Consider the following 16,469-nt stretch of genomic DNA (forward strand, 5'->3'; position numbering starts at 1 on the left):
CACCATGGCTGCTTACGAATACGAAACCCATGACTATGACGTTGTCGTGGTGGGCGCCGGAGGTGCCGGTCTGCGCGCCACGCTGGGCATGGCCGAGCAGGGGCTCAGGACGGCCTGCGTGACCAAGGTGTTCCCGACGCGCTCGCACACCGTCGCCGCCCAGGGCGGCATCGCCGCATCGCTGTCGAACATGGGCCCCGACCACTGGCAATGGCACATGTATGACACCGTCAAGGGCTCGGACTGGCTGGGCGACACCGACGCGATGGAATACCTCGCCCGCGAGGCGCCCAAGGCGGTCTACGAGCTGGAACATTACGGCGTTCCGTTCAGCCGCACCGAGGAAGGCAAGATCTACCAGCGCCCGTTCGGCGGCCACACTACCGAGTTCGGCGAAGGCCCGCCGGTGCAGCGCACCTGTGCCGCCGCCGACCGCACCGGTCACGCCATCCTGCACACGCTTTACGGTCAAAGCCTCAAGAACAACGCCGAATTCTATATCGAGTATTTCGCCATCGACCTGGTCATGTCCGACGACGGAGTGTGCCAGGGCGTGGTCTGCTGGAAGCTCGATGACGGCACTTTCCACGTCTTCAACGCCAAGATGGTGGTGCTGGCCACCGGTGGCTATGGCCGCGCCTATTTCTCCTGCACCTCGGCCCATACCTGCACCGGCGACGGCGGCGGCATGGTGGCGCGAGCAGGGCTGGCGCTGGAAGACATGGAATTCGTCCAGTTCCACCCCACAGGCATCTATGGCTCCGGCTGCCTGATCACCGAAGGCGCGCGCGGCGAGGGCGGGTATCTGACCAACTCCGAGGGCGAGCGCTTCATGGAGCGCTATGCGCCGCAATACAAGGACCTCGCGCCGCGCGACTACGTCTCCCGCTCGATGACGATGGAAATCCGCGAAGGTCGCGGCGTGGGGGCCGAGGGCGATCACATCCACCTCAACCTTTCCCACCTGCCGGCCGAGGCGCTGGCCGAACGCCTGCCGGGCATTTCCGAATCCGCGAAAATCTTTGCCGGTGTCGATGTCACCAAGGAACCGATCCCGGTCCTGCCCACCGTGCACTACAACATGGGCGGCATCCCGACGAACTATTGGGGTGAGGTGATCAACCCGACCAAGAAGGACCCCAACGCCGTCGTGCCGGGCTTGATGGCCGTGGGCGAGGCCGGCTGCGCCAGTGTGCATGGTGCTAACCGGCTTGGGTCCAATTCGCTCATCGACCTCGTCGTCTTCGGCCGCGCCGCGGCAATTCGCGCCGGCAAAGTGGTGGACGCCGACACGGCCAACCCCGACTTGAACCAGCCCAGCGTCGACAAAGCCTTTGATCGCTTCGACGGCCTGCGCCATGCCAAGGGCAACGTGCCCACGGCCGAGCTCCGGCTGGAAATGCAGAAAACCATGCAGGCCGACGCTGCCGTTTTCCGGACCTCGAAAACGCTGGCCGAAGGGGTCGAGAAGATGACCGCGATCGCCGGCAAGCTTGACGATCTCAAGGTCACCGACACCTCGCTGGTGTGGAACTCCGACCTGATGGAAACGCTGGAACTGACCAACCTGATGCCCAACGCCATGGCCACCATCGTCAGCGCCGAGGCCCGCAAGGAATCCCGCGGCGCCCACGCGCACGAGGATTTCACCACCCGCGACGACAAGAACTGGCGCAAGCACACCATCGCCCATGTCGACGGGCCCAAGGTGACGCTCAGCTATCGCGACGTGATCAAGGACCCGCTCACCACCGAGAAAGAGGGTGGGATTTCCCTCAAGAAAATCGCACCCAAGGCGAGAACATTCTGATGATCAAGCATGTGTGTGTGTCCACTCTGACCCTGGCTCTGACCGCCACGGCGGTCCCGGCCAATGTCATGTTGGAGGCCACGAGGGCGATGACCGAATGCTATCAGGAGGTCGAGAATGGCGGCACGGTTCTGGTATCGATCAGAAAGTCCGGCGACGGCGTGACCCTGCGCTACAAGAAAAGCAAGCAGGCCAGGAAAGACCGGGTCAGCAACAAGGTCTACAACAAGGCCAAGGCCGATGTGGATGTCTGCATGAACAAGAAGCTCGGGAGCAACTGAGATGACGGACCGCGCCCGCAGATCCGGTTTTGCCGCGGCGCTCGCGCTGGGCTTGGCGCTGTTGGCGCTGCCGGGGTGCGACGTGGCCCAGCAGGCCGCCGACGATGTCGCGCGCGGCCAGGCCAAGCGGGCCGTTGACACGGTGGTGGCAGAACGCTTCCCCGGCGTCGACGCCACCCCGGTGACCGATTGCATCGTCGATGCGGCCAGTGCCCAGGAAATCCTGCAGATCGCGGGCAGTTCCGTCACCGGCGCCCAGGCCGAAACAACCGAAATGGTGCTCCAGATCGCCCAGCGCCCCGAGGCCGTCAGCTGCTTCGCAGGGGCCGGCATCTCGCTGCTGAAACTATGAGGATAGAACCATGGTTCAACTGACCCTCCCCAAGAACTCCCGGATGATCACCGGCAAGACCTGGCCCAAGCCCCAGGGCGCCACTAACCTGCGCAAGTTCCAGATTTATCGCTGGACTCCAGATGATGGCCAGAACCCGCGGCTCGACACCTATTTCGTTGATCTCGACGATTGCGGCCCGATGGTTCTCGATGGCCTCATCTACATCAAGAACAAGATCGATCCGACTTTGACCTTCCGCCGGTCGTGCCGCGAGGGCATCTGCGGGTCCTGCGCGATGAACATCGGCGGGATCAACACGCTGGCCTGCATCTACGGCATGGACGAAATCAAAGGCGACACGGTGAAGATCTATCCGCTGCCGCATATGCCCGTGGTCAAGGACCTGATCCCGGATCTCACCCATTTCTATGCCCAGCATGCCAGCATCATGCCGTGGCTCGAGACCAAGACCAACCGTCCGGCAAAAGAGTGGAAACAGTCGATTGAGGACCGCAAGAAGCTCGACGGCCTCTACGAATGCGTGATGTGCGCCTCGTGCTCGACCTCCTGCCCAAGCTACTGGTGGAACTCCGACCGCTATCTCGGCCCGGCGGCGCTCTTGCATGCCTATCGCTGGATCATCGACAGCCGCGACGAGGCCACCGGCGAGCGGCTCGACGATCTCGAAGATCCGTTCAAGCTCTACCGCTGCCATACCATCATGAACTGCGCCAAGACCTGCCCCAAGGGCCTGAACCCGGCCAAGGCGATTGCCGAGATCAAGCGGATGCAGATCAACCGGGTGGTGTGATGGCATAGCCGCCGCCCGCGCTCGTCTTGACGTCGAACGAGGGATTCTGCGCGGCCTGCCGCAAGGTGTCGTTGCGGCTGCTTCACCTCAATCGCACCGCCATGGGCGAACAGAACTCCACCTAGGCGATGGCCGCGTTGCACGACGGGCTCGGCCGTGCCTTCGAAGGCTGTTACGACGATCCCGCTCTCCGCGCCGCCTTCGGCGACGGCCGGGGGCAGGCAGGCTCAGCCGCGAAAAACAGCGGGCCTGTGTTTGCAGCCGGATCCACGACGGTGCGTTACCCTGCGCAAAACCTGCACGACTGCCCGCGGCGGCGCTGCACATCCGCCGCTTATCCCGGTCCCGGTATGCAATCGCAGAAAGGGACAGGCACATGGGTCGTTCACCGGGTCTAAGGTTTTTCATCGTCGGGCTGCTCACGCTGCTCATGGTCATTCCGGTCGTTTTCGTGTCGGAAGCCATCGATGACCGCGCCGACCACAGCCGCCGCACTGTGGAAAGCGTCGGGCGCGACTGGGGCGGGCATCAGGTGATCAGCGGGCCGGTCCTGGTCGTGCCGGTCGAGGCCAGGGTCCGGGTCCGCGAGCGGCAGGAGTTGACCGACCCGAAGACCGGCGAACAGCTGCTTGATGGCAAAGGCAACCCGCGGATCGTCGTCCGCGAGGTCGAAAAGACCGAGACCCGCGCGCCGGTCTACCTCTATCCCGAACGTTTCGAGGTGATGCTCGACGCGCCCACCGAGGAACGTTACCGCGGCATCTTTCGCGTGCCGGTCTATCGTGCCCAGGCCGAAATGGTGTTCGATTTCCCCACCGACGCGGTTGCGGCCCAGCTCGTCGACGGGGAAACCGCGCTCTGGCAGCGGGCGCGCATACGCTTGGGCGTTAGCTCCAACCGGGCACTGCGCGGCACGGCCCGGCTTTCGGCCGGTACCCGTGATTTACCGCTCGAGCCGCTGGCCGGTGCGCAGCAGCAGGCTCAGGGGATCGAGGCTCGCACCGGCGATCCGCGGGATTTTGGTGTCTATACCGCCACGCTGGCGCTGAACGGCGCGCACGCGCTCTCGATCACACCTGCGGGCCGTGAAAGCCGGATCACTCTGCGGAGCGACTGGCCGCACCCGAGCTTTGTCGGCGCCTTCCTGCCGGACGCGCAGCAGGTGACCGAGGCCGGCTTCACCGCGGAATGGACCATTCCCCATCTCGCCCGCGCCGTGCCGCAGGTGTCGCGCGAGGATCACGAGACCGCGGCGCGGCAGGGCGCCGCGTTCGGCGTGCGGTTCTACCAGCCCAACGATGTCTACCAGAAAAGCTATCGTGCGGCGCATTACGGGGTGATGTTCATCGGGCTGACCTTCCTGACGATCTTTCTGCTCGAAGGCGCCGCCGACCGACCGGCCCACGCGGTGCAGTATATCCTCGTCGGTCTCGCCCAGGCGGTATTCTTCGTCCTGCTGCTGGCGCTGGCCGAGCAAATGGGCTTTGGCCCGGCCTATCTGGTCGCGGCCGGGGCCACGGTAGCATTGATCACCGCCTTCGGCGCCGTCGCGCTGCGGCTGGGCCGGCGCACCGGGCTGCTCTTTGTCCTCCAGGTCATTCTCTACGGCGTGCTCTACCTCATCCTGCGCAGCGCCGACTACGCGCTGCTGGCCGGCTCGGTGCTTGCCTTCGCCGCCATTGCCGCGACCATGTTCGCCACCCGCAACGCCGACTGGCACGGCCATGCGCCGGGCCGTGGCGGCGGGCTGTTGAACCGGTGGCGCACCGAGCCGGCCGCGTCCGCCGCCGCGCCGCCGGCGCAAGGCTGACACGGCGCAAGCGCCGGGCGGAGTTGCCCCCGCCCGGCGCCGACTCGTACCCGCCGCTCAGATCACCGACACTGTCATGGTCGAGCGATTGCGGTACTCGTAATCGTCGTCACAGTTGACGATGTTGCGCTTGTAGGCCCTGAGATCGAACACGTAGGCGCAAGGCTGCGGGAAGGCCGCCATGCCGTTGGTGATGGTCAGTCGGAAATGGCCGCCTGTCCACTCGGGTGCAGTGGCGCCCTGGGTCAGCGCGCCGCCATAGCGCGGCCCGATGAAATCGGCCGCCACGTTGGTCACCGTCCCCGCCGCCAGCAGGTTGAGCCCGTTGTTCTCGCCCCAGTTGGCGCGCATCGTGTAGAGTGCCAGGTGCCCGTCCGGGTCCGAGGCCAGGAAGTCGATGACCAGCGGATTGGCCGGGGTGATCGCTTCGCGCTCAATGGTGCCGCAGGGGCCGATGGCCGTGCCGCCCACCGAGATCGAGATGAAATCGGTGTCTGGCTCCAGGGTCTCGAAGTGCACGCCGCCCGGTGGCACCGGATGGCTGGGCGAGGTCGGATGCCCCGACCCCGGACCGACGATCCGGTTGTCGACGGCGACCACGACATAGTTGTCGTCCTGGGTGCCGCAGAGATCGGGAATACCCTGATCGGTTAGCGCGCCGCCGGCTTCGGCGAAGGCCCGCAGCCGCAGGTGATAGACCCCGTCGGGAATAAGCGTCCCGGTCTCCCAGTTGATCAGCCGCATGTAGTCGCCAACCCAGATCCTCGGTCCGTTCACGGCCTCCCAGTGCCCCAGCGATTCCACCACCCATTGGCCATCGACCGTCGAGAAGTTGAACATCACGTGCTGGAACGACACCGTGCCCGGGTCGAAATAGGTTCGCCGCACCCCGCCAGTCGCGCCTGGTGGCAGCGGTGCCCAGGTGGCGCCGCTATCCCCCGAATACTCGAAGGCGTAGTAATCGATCCAGTCGGTACAGGCGCCCTTGATCGGCACCCGGCCGGCATAGGGCCTGTCATAGGCATGGATCCACGACAACGGCAGCGCCGGGCTTGGGCTGCGATAGCCCGCAGGCGTCGCCTGCGCGCCGATATTGCCGCCGATATTGGCGACAAGGTCGTCGCAGACATGGCTCAGCACGATGCAGCCTTCTTCCTCGCATTCCGGCGGCCGCGGCGCGGCACAGCAGGCCAGGTTGTTGGTGACAAGCGTCACGTCCAGCGTGGTCGGCACGTTCCAGCGCGCATCGCCGCAGTCTTCGTCCAGCACGACGACATTGCCCTGGCCGCAATCCTGCGTGGCGCGGAAGATGATGTCGGGCGTGCAGTCGGCCCAGGGATGCCATGGCACCCACGGCCAGATCCGCAGCGCCTGCAACTCGGGCGCGGCTGGCAGCCGGTCCAGCAGCGTCGGGCGCAGGGCTTCGAGCCGTCCCGGATCGGTGATCTTCTCGGCCGGCCGGGTCAGTCCGGCTTCGCCGGAGGTAAAGGCCTCGATCTGGGCGAAATCCGGCACCGGGTCGGGCTTCGGCCGTGGAATGATATCCGGCAGGTCGGGTTGCAGCTTCTCGATTATCCCCAGCACTTTCGGGTCGATCTGCCAGAACCGATGGCGCCACCACCACCACGGCCACCAGCCGCAGCACCAGCGGAAGGTGATGGCGAAAGCGCCGTTCTCGTCGGTGGTGGCGCAGCCCACCTGCTGTTTCGAACACCACCACCAGAACCGGTCGACATCGAAGGCGCAGACCTCGGCCCCCGGCACCGGGCTGCCGTCCGGGCAGATCAGCTTGCCGCGGATGACGAAGGTCCGGCACCAGCGCAGCCACCAGTGCCAATACCACGGATGCACGATCAGCGGCTTCAGCGTCAGCTCGGGCTTGTCGGCCCAGGCCCGCGTGCTGACATCGACCGTCAGGGTCTGCAGGCCCTCCATCTCGTCATCCTCGGCGTCGGGCGGCCCGATGATCACCTGTCCTGCCATCGGCTTGTCGAGTTTGAATTCGGCCACCCCCGTGCCGTCGCGTCCGAGTTTCACGCCAGTTGCGGCAATCACCCCGGATTTGCCGAGAAACACTGCCTTCAGCGCCTTGAGTTCCGACCGGTCCTCGATGCCGCTGGCATCGACTGGAACCTGGAGAACGTAACCACCATACTCATCGGATTTGGAATTCATTATTTCCTCCATTGAAAAAGACATCGGTTAAAAGTGACGTAAGGGTAGCATTCGCTGAAATAGAATCGGGTTCCGAATTTGCCCGTAAAAGAAGATCGGCCATAACTGGCCGTTTTCCGTGGGCTCTCTGGGCGGGATTTCGCCCTCGGTCATGAATCCCTGTCTTGTATCAAGACCCAAAATGCCGTGGCGCGTCAGCTGCGCGGTATTGAAGTGCAGGCACCGCTGGACAGCCGCGCCTCGGTCTCATTGGCGTCGCGGGCGGAAGGGCCCGACCATGACCACGACCCGCGTTCTTATCGGTACCACCAAGGGCGCATACGTGATGACCGTAGCGCAGACCCGGGATGACTGGGATATGTCAGGGCCCTAGTGCGAGGGTTGGGCGATCAATCACGTGGTGGGCGACCCGGCCACCGGACGGCTCTGGGCCGGTGGCGGCAGCGATTGGACCGGTGCCGGCGTCTGGCGGTCTGAAGATGGCGGCGCCAACTGGCAACTGGCCAAGCTGTCCTCGGGATTGGCCGACGAATGGGCGGTGAACGCCCCTGACTTCACCGCGACGAGCGGTTGGCAGGCCGGCGAACCGCCGTTCGGGGACGCGCTGCAGGCGATCTGGTCGCTTCATCCCGCGCCGCAAGGGCTCTATGCCGGCGCGAAACCGGCCGGTCTGTTTCTCAGCCGCGATGGCGGCGCAACGTGGGAGAAGAACGCGGCACTGGCGGATTTCTCCGAACCCTACACGTGGAACCCGGGCGCCGCGGGATTGACGCTGCACACCTTCCTTGGCAACGGCGACAGACTCTGGCTCGGCATCTCCGCCGCCGGGGCTTTTGCGTCAGAGGACGGCGGCGCGAGCTGGGAACGGCGCAACCGTTTGTCGAATGCCGGAGAGCAGAGCCATCCTGACCATCCTGCCGCTCCCTGCGGCGGCGACATCGGCCGTTGCGTGCATAACATGCAAGGCGCTGGCGGCGATCTCATCTACCAGTAGAACCACCACGGCACCTGGCGCAGCCCCGATGGTGGCCGCCATTGGGACGCCATCACGCCGGGCCTGCCGTCGGCCTACGGCTTCGCCATCGGCGTACATCCGCGCGACCCTGACACACTCTGGGTCATGCCACGCAACGGCGACAAGGCCGGACGCTATCCGCCCGGCGCTGCGGCCGCGGTGTGGAAATCCACCGATGGCGGCGCAAGCTGGTCATCCCGCCAAACGGGCCTGCCAGCCGAGAACTGCTACTTCACGGTGCTCCGTCAGGCCATGGCGGTCGACCGGTCCGGTCCGGCGGGCGTCTATTCCGGGACCAATACCGGATCGATTTTCGCCAGCTTCGACGAGGGCGAAACCCGGGATGAAATCGCCCGCCATCTGCCAACGGTTCTTTCGGTCGAGGTGATGGCGCGGAAGAAGCGGCATGGTCGCCCGATACGCGCCCGAGGGTATGGTCCGGCTGCGGTCGGGCGATAGGCGGGCCGCGCCCGAGGCTATTCGGGGCAGGGCGCTTTTCCCCGAACGCCGGGCCCGCCCCGCTGGACAGTCGCACCCGCTCTCCCTTAGCGTGGCCCGAAGGGGAGGACGCGGCATGAGCCAGGATATCATCATCGTGGGTGGCGGACTGGCGGGGCTGGTGGCTGCGAACGAGGCCACGAACCGCGGCAAGTCTGTCCTGCTGATCGACCAGGAGGGTGAGCAGTCGCTCGGCGGTCAGGCCTTCTGGAGCCTCGGTGGCCTCTTCATGATCGACACGCCGGAACAGCGCCGCATGGGTGTCCGCGACAGCCTCGACCTGGCCCGCGCCGACTGGTTGGGTTCTGCCCGGTTCGACCGGCCCGAGGACGAGAACCCGCGCAAGGTAGCCGAAGCCTATCTCGACTATGCCGCCGGCCCGATGCGGTCGGAGCTACAGCAGATCGGCATGCGCTGGTTTCCGGTGGTCGGCTGGGCCGAGCGGGGCGGCGGGCTGGCCACCGGCCACGGCAATTCCGTGCCGCGCTTCCACATCACGTGGGGCGCAGGCGAAGGCATCGTCGCGCCCTATGTCGAGCTGGCCCAGGCCGCTGAATCCGTCGGCACGCTCCGGTTTGCCTTCCGTCACCGCGTCACCGGGCTCGACGTCACAGACGGCCGTGTCACCGGCGTGCGCGGTGAAATGCTGGCCTTCGACCATGCCCGCCGCGGCGCGTCGACCAGCCGCGAGGTGGTGGGTGAATTTGACTATGCCGCCGACAGCGTGATCCTCACCACCGGCGGCATCGGTGGCAACCATGATCTCGTCCGCTCTGTCTGGCCCGAAGAGCGCCTCGGTCCGGCCCCCAAACACATGGTGTCGGGTGTGCCGGACTATGTCGACGGACAGATGGCAGAAATCGCCAAACAAGCCGGTGCAGGGGCGATCAACGAAGACCGGATGTGGCATTACACCGAAGGGCTGAAGAACTGGGATCCGATCTGGCCCAACCACGGCATCCGCGTGCTGCCGGGGCCCAGCTCGATGTGGTTCGACGCGCTGGGCGAGCGGATGGAGGCCCCATGTCTGCCCGGGTTCGACACGCTCGCGACCCTGAAACGCATCCTGCAAACCGGGCACGCACACAGCTGGTTCATCCTGACCCAGAAGATTATCGAGAAGGAATTCGCGCTTTCGGGATCGGAGCAGAACCCCGATTTCGTTTCTGGCAAGCTGTGGGAAGTGCTGAAGGAACGCACCTTCTCGAAAGGGGCGACGAAAGCGGTCGAGGCGTTCAAGCAATATGGTGAGGATTTCGTCGTCGCCGATGACCTAGACACACTTCTCGCCGGCATGAACGCACTAACGCCAAAGGCGCCTCTGGACCCCGCCAGGATCCGGACCCAGATCGAGGCCCGCGACGCCCAGATCGCCAATCCCTTTTCCAAGGACGCTCAGATCACCGCTATCCATGGCGCTCGCGCCTATCGCGGCGACCGGCTGGTGCGCACCGCCAAACCACATCGCCTGCTCGATCCCACCAAGGGCCCGCTCATCGCCGTACGGCTGTCGATCCTCACCCGAAAAAGCCTCGGCGGTTTGCATACCGACCTGCAATCCCGCGTTCTGCGCCCCGACGGCACGGTGTTCGACGGGCTCTATGCCGCCGGTGAGGTGGCAGGCTTCGGCGGGGGCGGCTACCATGGCTACAATGCGCTCGAGGGCACCTTCCTGGGCGGCTGCATCTTTTCGGGCCGCGCCGCCGGCCGCAACGCCTGACCGCCGGAGACCGAATGGCCCAGATCGAGTTTCTCTGCCCGCCCGAGCTTCACGGCCATATCCCAGAGCCACAACCCGCGGCCCGCTTCCTGCCGGAATGGTATCGCGACCTGCCGCGCGAGATGGGGATGCCCGACGCTCACGGCCTGCCCGGCCTCACCGTGCGCGCCTGCCTGCCGGTGGCTGACGTGATGGCGCTGGGCTGGATCATCCCGCTGCCCTTCGATGTCTGGACCGTATTCGATCCGGCTGCCCGGCAGATGGATTTCCGCTGGGATCCGTCCTGCCCCTTCAACCCGATCGAGCCGCATCACCCCGGTCAGATCGGCGCCGACCAGCCGGGGCCGTTCGAGGGCGCACAGCCGCTCAAGTTCCTCAACCCATGGCGGGTCAAGTCGCCGCCGGGTTGGTCGGCCAGCTTTCTCCACCCGGTCAACCATTTCGAGCTGCCATTCCACGCCTTTGCCGGTTCGGTCGATTGCGATGCGCTGGACGTGCCGGTCAACGTCCCCTTCCTCTGGACGGCCCCGCCGCGCGCGTTGCGGCTGCCAGCCGGCACGCCGATGGTGCAGGTCATCCCCTACGAGCGCGCCGCTCAGATCCGCGAGGCTATGGCGCGCCCCGAGACCCCCGACGAGGTTGCCGCGCGCGCCGCCGCATCCTCCCGCAAACACGCCGAGGAGTCGGTCTATGCCCGTGAATGGCGCCGCCGCCACGAGCGCGGGAGCTGAGCCATGCCCACCAAAAAACCCGGTTTCGCCGCACAGGGAGGCGTCTGAATGGTCTTTGCCATCGCCGGCCTGATCGTGGCTTTCCTGCTCATCCTGCTGTTTTCGAACCGCCCCATGCGGCATTGTCGCTGGCGTGCGCAGGGTCGCGGGAACGGTGAAAAATCATGTAAATTCAGATGTATGGCCTGTGGCGCAGAAACCATCACCGCGGATGGCCAGCCGCCGCGCGAATGCCTCCGTCCCGGCCGGCGCCCCTGAACCTGAGAAAAATGTATCCACGCGCATTTTTTCTCTTGAAACGACTCGCGACTTGCCCCAAATGCGCGCTCAAGACGCCAACGCACGCGCCTCTGTACTCACTGGCACACATGCAGCGACGGTAACGTCTCTGATTGCAACCCGTCCGGCTGAAAGATGTCCGGGGTCTCATTTGGAGATGACCATGACCGCTCATGTTACCGAACGCGCCTTTGGCGCGCGCGCCTTTGCCCCTTCCCGTGTCGAAACCTACATCCGCGATCATCAGTTCGATCGTCCGACCCTGGTGCTCGACACTCAGGCCGTCGCCCGCCAATACGACGCGCTGTCGGCCGGTCTGGGCCGCGCCCACATCCACTATGCCGTCAAGGCCAACCCGGCGCCGCAGATCATCGAGACGCTGGTCAATCTCGGCTCGGGCTTCGACGCCGCCTCGCGCGCCGAGATCGAGCTCTGCCTGTCGCAGGGCGCCGATCCCGACCGCATCTCGTTCGGCAACACCGTCAAGAAACCCGTCGACATCGCCTTCGCGCATCACGCCGGCGTCACCCTGTTCGCCGCCGATGCCGAGGAAGAGCTTGAGAAGATCGCCGAGCACGCCCCCGGCGCCCGCGTCTACATCCGCCTGATCGTCGAAGCCTCGCAGGCCGACTGGCCGCTGACCCGCAAGTTCGGCTGCGCCGCCCCCGAGGCGATCGGCCTGATGGACCGCGCCCGCGACCTGGGCCTCGTCCCGGTCGGCCTCAGCTTCCACGTCGGCTCGCAGACCCGGCGGCCGGAAATGTGGTCGCCGATCCTGGGCCAGGTCGCCGCCACCTGGCACGAAGCCCGCGCCGCCGGCCATGATCTGACGCTGCTCAACATCGGCGGCGGCTTCCCGGCCTTCTATGGCGACGTGATCGAGGCGCCGACCCCGTATGCCGCCCGGGTGATGGATCTGGTCGCGTTCTATTTCGGCGATGTCCCGAACGTCATGGCCGAGCCGGGCCGCGGCCTGGTCGCCGAATCCGGTGCCATCGCCGCCGAAGTGCTGCTGGTGTCGAAGAAATCCCACGATGATCTGCATCGCTGGGTCTTCCTCGACATTGGCAAGTTCTCGGGCCTGGCCGAGACCATGGACGAGGCGATCCGCTACCAGTTCCTCACCGCGCGCGACCACGAGCGTATGGGCCCCTGCATCCTCGCCGGCCCGTCCTGCGACAGCGCCGACGTGCTCTACGAAAAGCGCATGATCGACCTGCCGCTGGGCTTGAAAGCGGGCGACAAGCTGATCATCCGCAACTGCGGCGCCTATACCTCGTCCTACGCCTCGGTCGGCTTCAACGGTTTCCCGCCGCTCGACGTCGTGGTGATCTGACGCCGGCGGAATTCGAGGCGAATTCCGGCCCGAGTCCCGACGCGGGACTCGGGTGGCGCCCGTCGCGAGGTTGCGCGCCCGGAAACCGTGGCGGTTTCCGGACCGATTTCCGCGTCGGAAAACGGTCGGGGCTTGCCACCGGGTGCGCCGCGGCGAATGCTGGGGCAAACCCTTGACGGAGCACCCCATGACCGAACCCGCCGACGCCGCCCTTCGCCGCGCCATCGCCCCGGTGATCTGCTATCCCAACGAAACCCTGCCCGTGCCCGACCTTGCGCTTTACCGCGCCGCCCGCGCCACCGCCGTCAAGACCGGCGAGTTTGTCGCCCCGCCGCGCGAGGCCTGCACCTTCCGCGTCCCCGCCGGGCAGTTCTTCCGCATCTCGGCTCCCGATGGCCCGCAGGTGGGCGACCTCAACCTGTGGAACGCGAATGACCTCTCGGAACGGTTCTATTCCGGCAAGACCCGCGCCCTGCACGGCACCCACCTGACCACCGGAGAGCGGATGTGGTCGGCCTTTCCCTACCTGCGCCCGATGGCCACCATCACCGAAGACACGCTTGCCTGGTATGGCATCGACCAGTATGGCGGCTCGGTGCATGACGTGATCGGCACCCGCTGCGACCCCTATACCGGCAATCTGCTCTCGGGCAGCCAGTATCACCATTGCTGCCACTCGAACCTGACCCGGGCGCTGGCGGACGAGACCGGCATGACGCTGGCGCAGGCCGAACCGCATGTCCACGACGTGCTGAATGTCTTCATGTGCACCGGCTTCACCCGCGACACGGGGCAATATTTCATGAAGGCCTCGCCGGTCCGCGCCGGCGATCACCTCGAATTCTTCGCCGAGATCGACCTGCTCGGGGCGCTCTCGGCTTGCCCGGGCGGCGACTGCTCGGCCGAGCATTCCTCCGATACGTCCACCTGCCACCCGCTGCTGGTCGAGGTCTTCGCCCCCGCCGACGGCGCGCTGGCGGGCTGGACCCCGCCGCCGGTCAATGGCTACGATCGCAGCCACGGGCGCTGACCCGGCCTTTCGAAATGCCTAGCGCACGCCTGGTTAACCCGACCCTTGCTTGAATCTTGCGCCACCGCGCGCCAGACAGGCGGCCAGCCAGCTTGCCAGCCAGGCAGCCATACAGCGCAGTTCCGCTAACCGTCGCCGGTTAACCTTCGTGGACGTAGTGGAGACGGTTGAATAAGCCGCGATATCTTGCGGTCGCTTCTGCGATGTCTTCCGGAGCATTCGTCCGCAACGCCGCCGCAATCCGGCGCCCCAGTTCGGGCATGTCGTCCACGCCCATCCCCCACCGCACCAGTTCCGGCGTTCCGATCCGCAAGCCATTGAGATCATTTGGAACTTCTGCTATAGGCAGGCCGATCCCGCAGGCCAGGAACCCCGCCTTGCGCAGCTTTTTCGACGCCGTCTGCCCGCCGCCGAAGCCTTCGGCCAGCACCGCGAACTGATGGCTTTCGGTCGCGCCGCCCTTGCCCTCAAAAACCGGAATCCCCTCGTTTTTCAGAGCCTTGGCCAGCGCCTTTGAGGTATCGATCATGGCCTGCGCATACGCCTTGCCATAGTCTTTCCAGTCCAGCATCGCCATCGCCAGAGCGGCCGATTTCGCCGCGTCGAAATTCGCTGTCATTCCCGGAAAAGCGATGGAATCCAGCCGCTTGGCGATCTCTGCTACATTGGTGACGATCAGACCCGAAGGCGGCCCACCCAGGGATTTGTAGGTGCTCATCGTCATCAGATGGGCGCCCTCGTCGAGCGGGTTCTTCCACGCCCTGCCGGCGATGATGCCGCATTGATGGGCCGCGTCGAACAGTACGTAAGCCCCGGTTTTGTCGGCAATTCTACGGATTTCCCGAACCGGATGCGGGAACAAATTCAATGACCCGCCAATAGTGATCAGGCGCGGTTTCACAGCTTCGGCCAGCCGCGCCAGCCCGTCGAGATCGACCGAATAGCCATCGGCATCGACCGGGGCGGCGTGGCTTTTCAGCCCGTAAAGCCCGGCGCAGCCATCCACGTGATGTGTCACGTGGCCGCCGATTTTTGCAGGTGGCACAATGATTTGGTCGCCGGGTTTGCAGAGCGACATGAACCCGTAGAGATTGGCGATTGCCCCCGACGGCACCCGGATTTCGGCGTATTTCGCTCCGAACACTTCGGCGCAGAGCTCGGCGCAGATCACCTCGATTTCCTCGATGGCTTCAAGGCCCATCTCGTACTTGTCGCCCGGGTATCCCAGCGACGGCCTGGTGCCGATACCCGACGCAAGCAGCGCCTCGGCGCGGGGATTCATCACGTTGGTCGCCGGGTTAAGATTGAAGCAATCTTTTTCGTGGATGATCCGGTTCTCGCGGGCCAGATCCTCGATCCGTCGTGCAATCGTTTCGGTGGTTTCGTCTGCCACGCGGGCGGCGATGGTCTGAACAAGGGTTTCGCTGGGCTCGGGCACCCAATCCCGTCTGGAAAGGTTAACCAAAAGCCGCCTCCAATGCGATCTCCACCATGTCACCGAAGCTGCGCTCCCGGTCTTCGCTCGGCAGCGCCTCATGCGTCAACAAGTGGTCCGAGACCGTCAGCACCGCCAGCGCCCGCACTCCGAAACGTGCGGCGACGGTGTAAAGTTCCGCCGCTTCCATCTCGACCGCCAGGATGCCGTGACGGGTCATCTGCTCGTTGAGATCAGGGCGTTCATCATAGAAGACATCGGCCGAATAGATCCCGCCGACATGGGTTTTGACCTCCCTATGCCGCGCCGCCGCAACCGCTTTTTCAACCAGCCCGAAATCGGCGCAAGGGGCGAAATTCAATTCCCTGAAGACGCCCCGCGACGGGGTCGAAATCGAACTCGCCGTCATCGCGATGACCAGATCGCGTATTCCGACGGTTTCCTGCATCGCCCCGCAGGAGCCGATCCGGATCAGTGTCTTTGCGCCGAAGTCGCTGATCAGCTCATTGGCATAGATGCTGAGGCTCGGCATCCCCATACCCGATCCCTGGATGGTCACGGGATTGCCTTTCCATAATCCGGTGAAACCCAACATCCCTCGGGTTTCATTGACACATTCCAGTTCGTCCAGAAAGGTCGCGGCGGCCCATTTGGCCCGGAGCGGGTCGCCGGGCATCAGAACGGTTTCAGCAATCTTGCCCGGTACGGCCCCAATGTGAATGCTCATAAGGTTCTCCTTCAGCGGCGATAGACGATGAACGGCGTGACATTGGCGATGCGGTCGTACAGTCGCCGCGCCGTGGCGTTGAACTCCTGGGTCAACCAATAAACCGAGGGTTTGCCCGCCGCATCCGCCGCCGTATAGACCGCTTCGATCAGCGCCCGGCCCACGCCGGTGCCGCGCACCTCCGGGTCGGCATAGAGATCCTGAAGATAGCAAACCTCTTCCACCTTCCAGTTGTGCGCATGAAAGATGTAATGCACCAGCCCCACAGGCCGCGCATCCAGCAGCGCGAGGAGTCCGTTCTGATCGGTTTTTTCCTTGTTGCACAATCGCTTGAACGTGGCTGCGTAGACCGCTTCAGGCACGCTCGCCTCATAGAATTCCAGATAGGCCGTCCAAAGCCGGCGCCAGTCGTCCGCGTCGCCGGGCGCGATCGGCCGGATAGTCAGATCGGGCATGGTCCCTCGCAAAGAAAATGGC

16 protein-coding genes are annotated in these 16,469 nt (G+C 65.0%); 12 read left to right on the top strand and 4 right to left on the bottom strand.

Annotated features, from left to right (window positions below):
- The first annotated feature begins 4 nt into the window (after window positions 1-4).
- From sdhA to creD, 5 genes are all read left to right on the top strand, one after another.
- Window positions 5-1,810 (top strand): succinate dehydrogenase flavoprotein subunit, encoded by a 1,806-nt coding sequence (gene sdhA / locus NO357_RS19430; protein ID WP_306737404.1) that lies wholly within the window; start codon window positions 5-7, stop codon window positions 1,808-1,810.
- Window positions 1,811-1,827: 17 nt separating this feature from the next.
- Window positions 1,828-2,091 carry a hypothetical protein gene (locus NO357_RS19435; RefSeq protein WP_306737405.1) on the top strand — a complete coding sequence of 88 codons (264 nt, stop codon included), beginning with the start codon at window positions 1,828-1,830 and terminating at the stop codon, window positions 2,089-2,091.
- Between the two features lies 1 nt (window position 2,092).
- Window positions 2,093-2,443, top strand: a complete 351-nt coding sequence (locus tag NO357_RS19440) for a succinate dehydrogenase (protein WP_306737406.1) — start codon at window positions 2,093-2,095, stop codon at window positions 2,441-2,443.
- A gap of 10 nt (window positions 2,444-2,453) precedes the next feature.
- Entirely contained in the window at window positions 2,454-3,236 is a 783-nt protein-coding gene (locus tag NO357_RS19445; RefSeq protein WP_306737407.1) for a succinate dehydrogenase iron-sulfur subunit, read from the top strand.
- Window positions 3,237-3,612: 376 nt separating this feature from the next.
- Window positions 3,613-5,046 carry a cell envelope integrity protein CreD gene (gene creD / locus NO357_RS19450; protein ID WP_306737408.1) on the top strand — a complete coding sequence of 478 codons (1,434 nt, stop codon included), beginning with the start codon at window positions 3,613-3,615 and terminating at the stop codon, window positions 5,044-5,046.
- Between the two features lie 57 nt (window positions 5,047-5,103).
- On the opposite strand, the gene NO357_RS19455 is transcribed toward creD, so the two are convergent.
- Window positions 5,104-7,221: a carboxypeptidase-like regulatory domain-containing protein gene (locus NO357_RS19455; protein ID WP_306737409.1), complete on the bottom strand. Its 2,118-nt coding sequence runs from the start codon at window positions 7,219-7,221 to the stop codon at window positions 5,104-5,106.
- A gap of 397 nt (window positions 7,222-7,618) precedes the next feature.
- Between NO357_RS19455 and NO357_RS19460 the strand changes: the two genes are divergently transcribed.
- The 7 genes from NO357_RS19460 (at window position 7,619) to NO357_RS19490 (ending at window position 13,830) form a co-directional block, all read left to right on the top strand.
- The gene (locus NO357_RS19460; RefSeq protein ID WP_306737410.1) at window positions 7,619-8,215 is read left to right on the top strand and encodes a WD40/YVTN/BNR-like repeat-containing protein; all 597 of its coding nucleotides are present in this window, start codon (window positions 7,619-7,621) and stop codon (window positions 8,213-8,215) included.
- A gap of 126 nt (window positions 8,216-8,341) precedes the next feature.
- Entirely contained in the window at window positions 8,342-8,695 is a 354-nt protein-coding gene (locus NO357_RS19465; protein WP_306737411.1) for a WD40/YVTN/BNR-like repeat-containing protein, read from the top strand.
- Window positions 8,696-8,810: 115 nt separating this feature from the next.
- The gene (locus NO357_RS19470) at window positions 8,811-10,454 is read left to right on the top strand and encodes an FAD-binding dehydrogenase (protein ID WP_306737412.1); all 1,644 of its coding nucleotides are present in this window, start codon (window positions 8,811-8,813) and stop codon (window positions 10,452-10,454) included.
- A gap of 14 nt (window positions 10,455-10,468) precedes the next feature.
- On the top strand, window positions 10,469-11,185 hold the full coding sequence (locus tag NO357_RS19475) for a hypothetical protein (RefSeq protein WP_306737413.1): 717 nt from the start codon (window positions 10,469-10,471) through the stop codon (window positions 11,183-11,185).
- A gap of 48 nt (window positions 11,186-11,233) precedes the next feature.
- Window positions 11,234-11,443, top strand: a complete 210-nt coding sequence (locus tag NO357_RS19480) for a hypothetical protein (protein WP_306737414.1) — start codon at window positions 11,234-11,236, stop codon at window positions 11,441-11,443.
- A 184-nt stretch (window positions 11,444-11,627) separates the two neighbouring features.
- A complete protein-coding gene (locus NO357_RS19485) occupies window positions 11,628-12,800 on the top strand; it encodes a type III PLP-dependent enzyme (RefSeq protein ID WP_376744406.1) in 1,173 nt (390 codons plus the stop codon).
- Between the two features lie 187 nt (window positions 12,801-12,987).
- Window positions 12,988-13,830: an urea carboxylase-associated family protein gene (locus NO357_RS19490; RefSeq protein WP_306737416.1), complete on the top strand. Its 843-nt coding sequence runs from the start codon at window positions 12,988-12,990 to the stop codon at window positions 13,828-13,830.
- Window positions 13,831-13,969: 139 nt separating this feature from the next.
- On the opposite strand, the gene glyA is transcribed toward NO357_RS19490, so the two are convergent.
- The 3 genes from glyA to NO357_RS19505 are packed head-to-tail and all read right to left on the bottom strand — an operon-like array spanning window position 13,970 to window position 16,447.
- Window positions 13,970-15,268 (bottom strand): serine hydroxymethyltransferase, encoded by a 1,299-nt coding sequence (glyA, locus tag NO357_RS19495; protein ID WP_306737417.1) that lies wholly within the window; start codon window positions 15,266-15,268, stop codon window positions 13,970-13,972.
- 19 nt (window positions 15,269-15,287) lie between these two features.
- Window positions 15,288-15,992 carry a purine-nucleoside phosphorylase gene (gene deoD, locus NO357_RS19500; RefSeq protein ID WP_306737418.1) on the bottom strand — a complete coding sequence of 235 codons (705 nt, stop codon included), beginning with the start codon at window positions 15,990-15,992 and terminating at the stop codon, window positions 15,288-15,290.
- An 11-nt stretch (window positions 15,993-16,003) separates the two neighbouring features.
- Window positions 16,004-16,447, bottom strand: coding sequence for a GNAT family N-acetyltransferase (locus NO357_RS19505; RefSeq protein WP_306737419.1), 444 nt, complete (start codon window positions 16,445-16,447; stop codon window positions 16,004-16,006).
- Window positions 16,448-16,469: the final 22 nt, after the last annotated feature.

The organism is Marimonas arenosa (assembly GCF_030848945.1).
Taxonomy (GTDB): domain Bacteria; phylum Pseudomonadota; class Alphaproteobacteria; order Rhodobacterales; family Rhodobacteraceae; genus Marimonas; species Marimonas arenosa.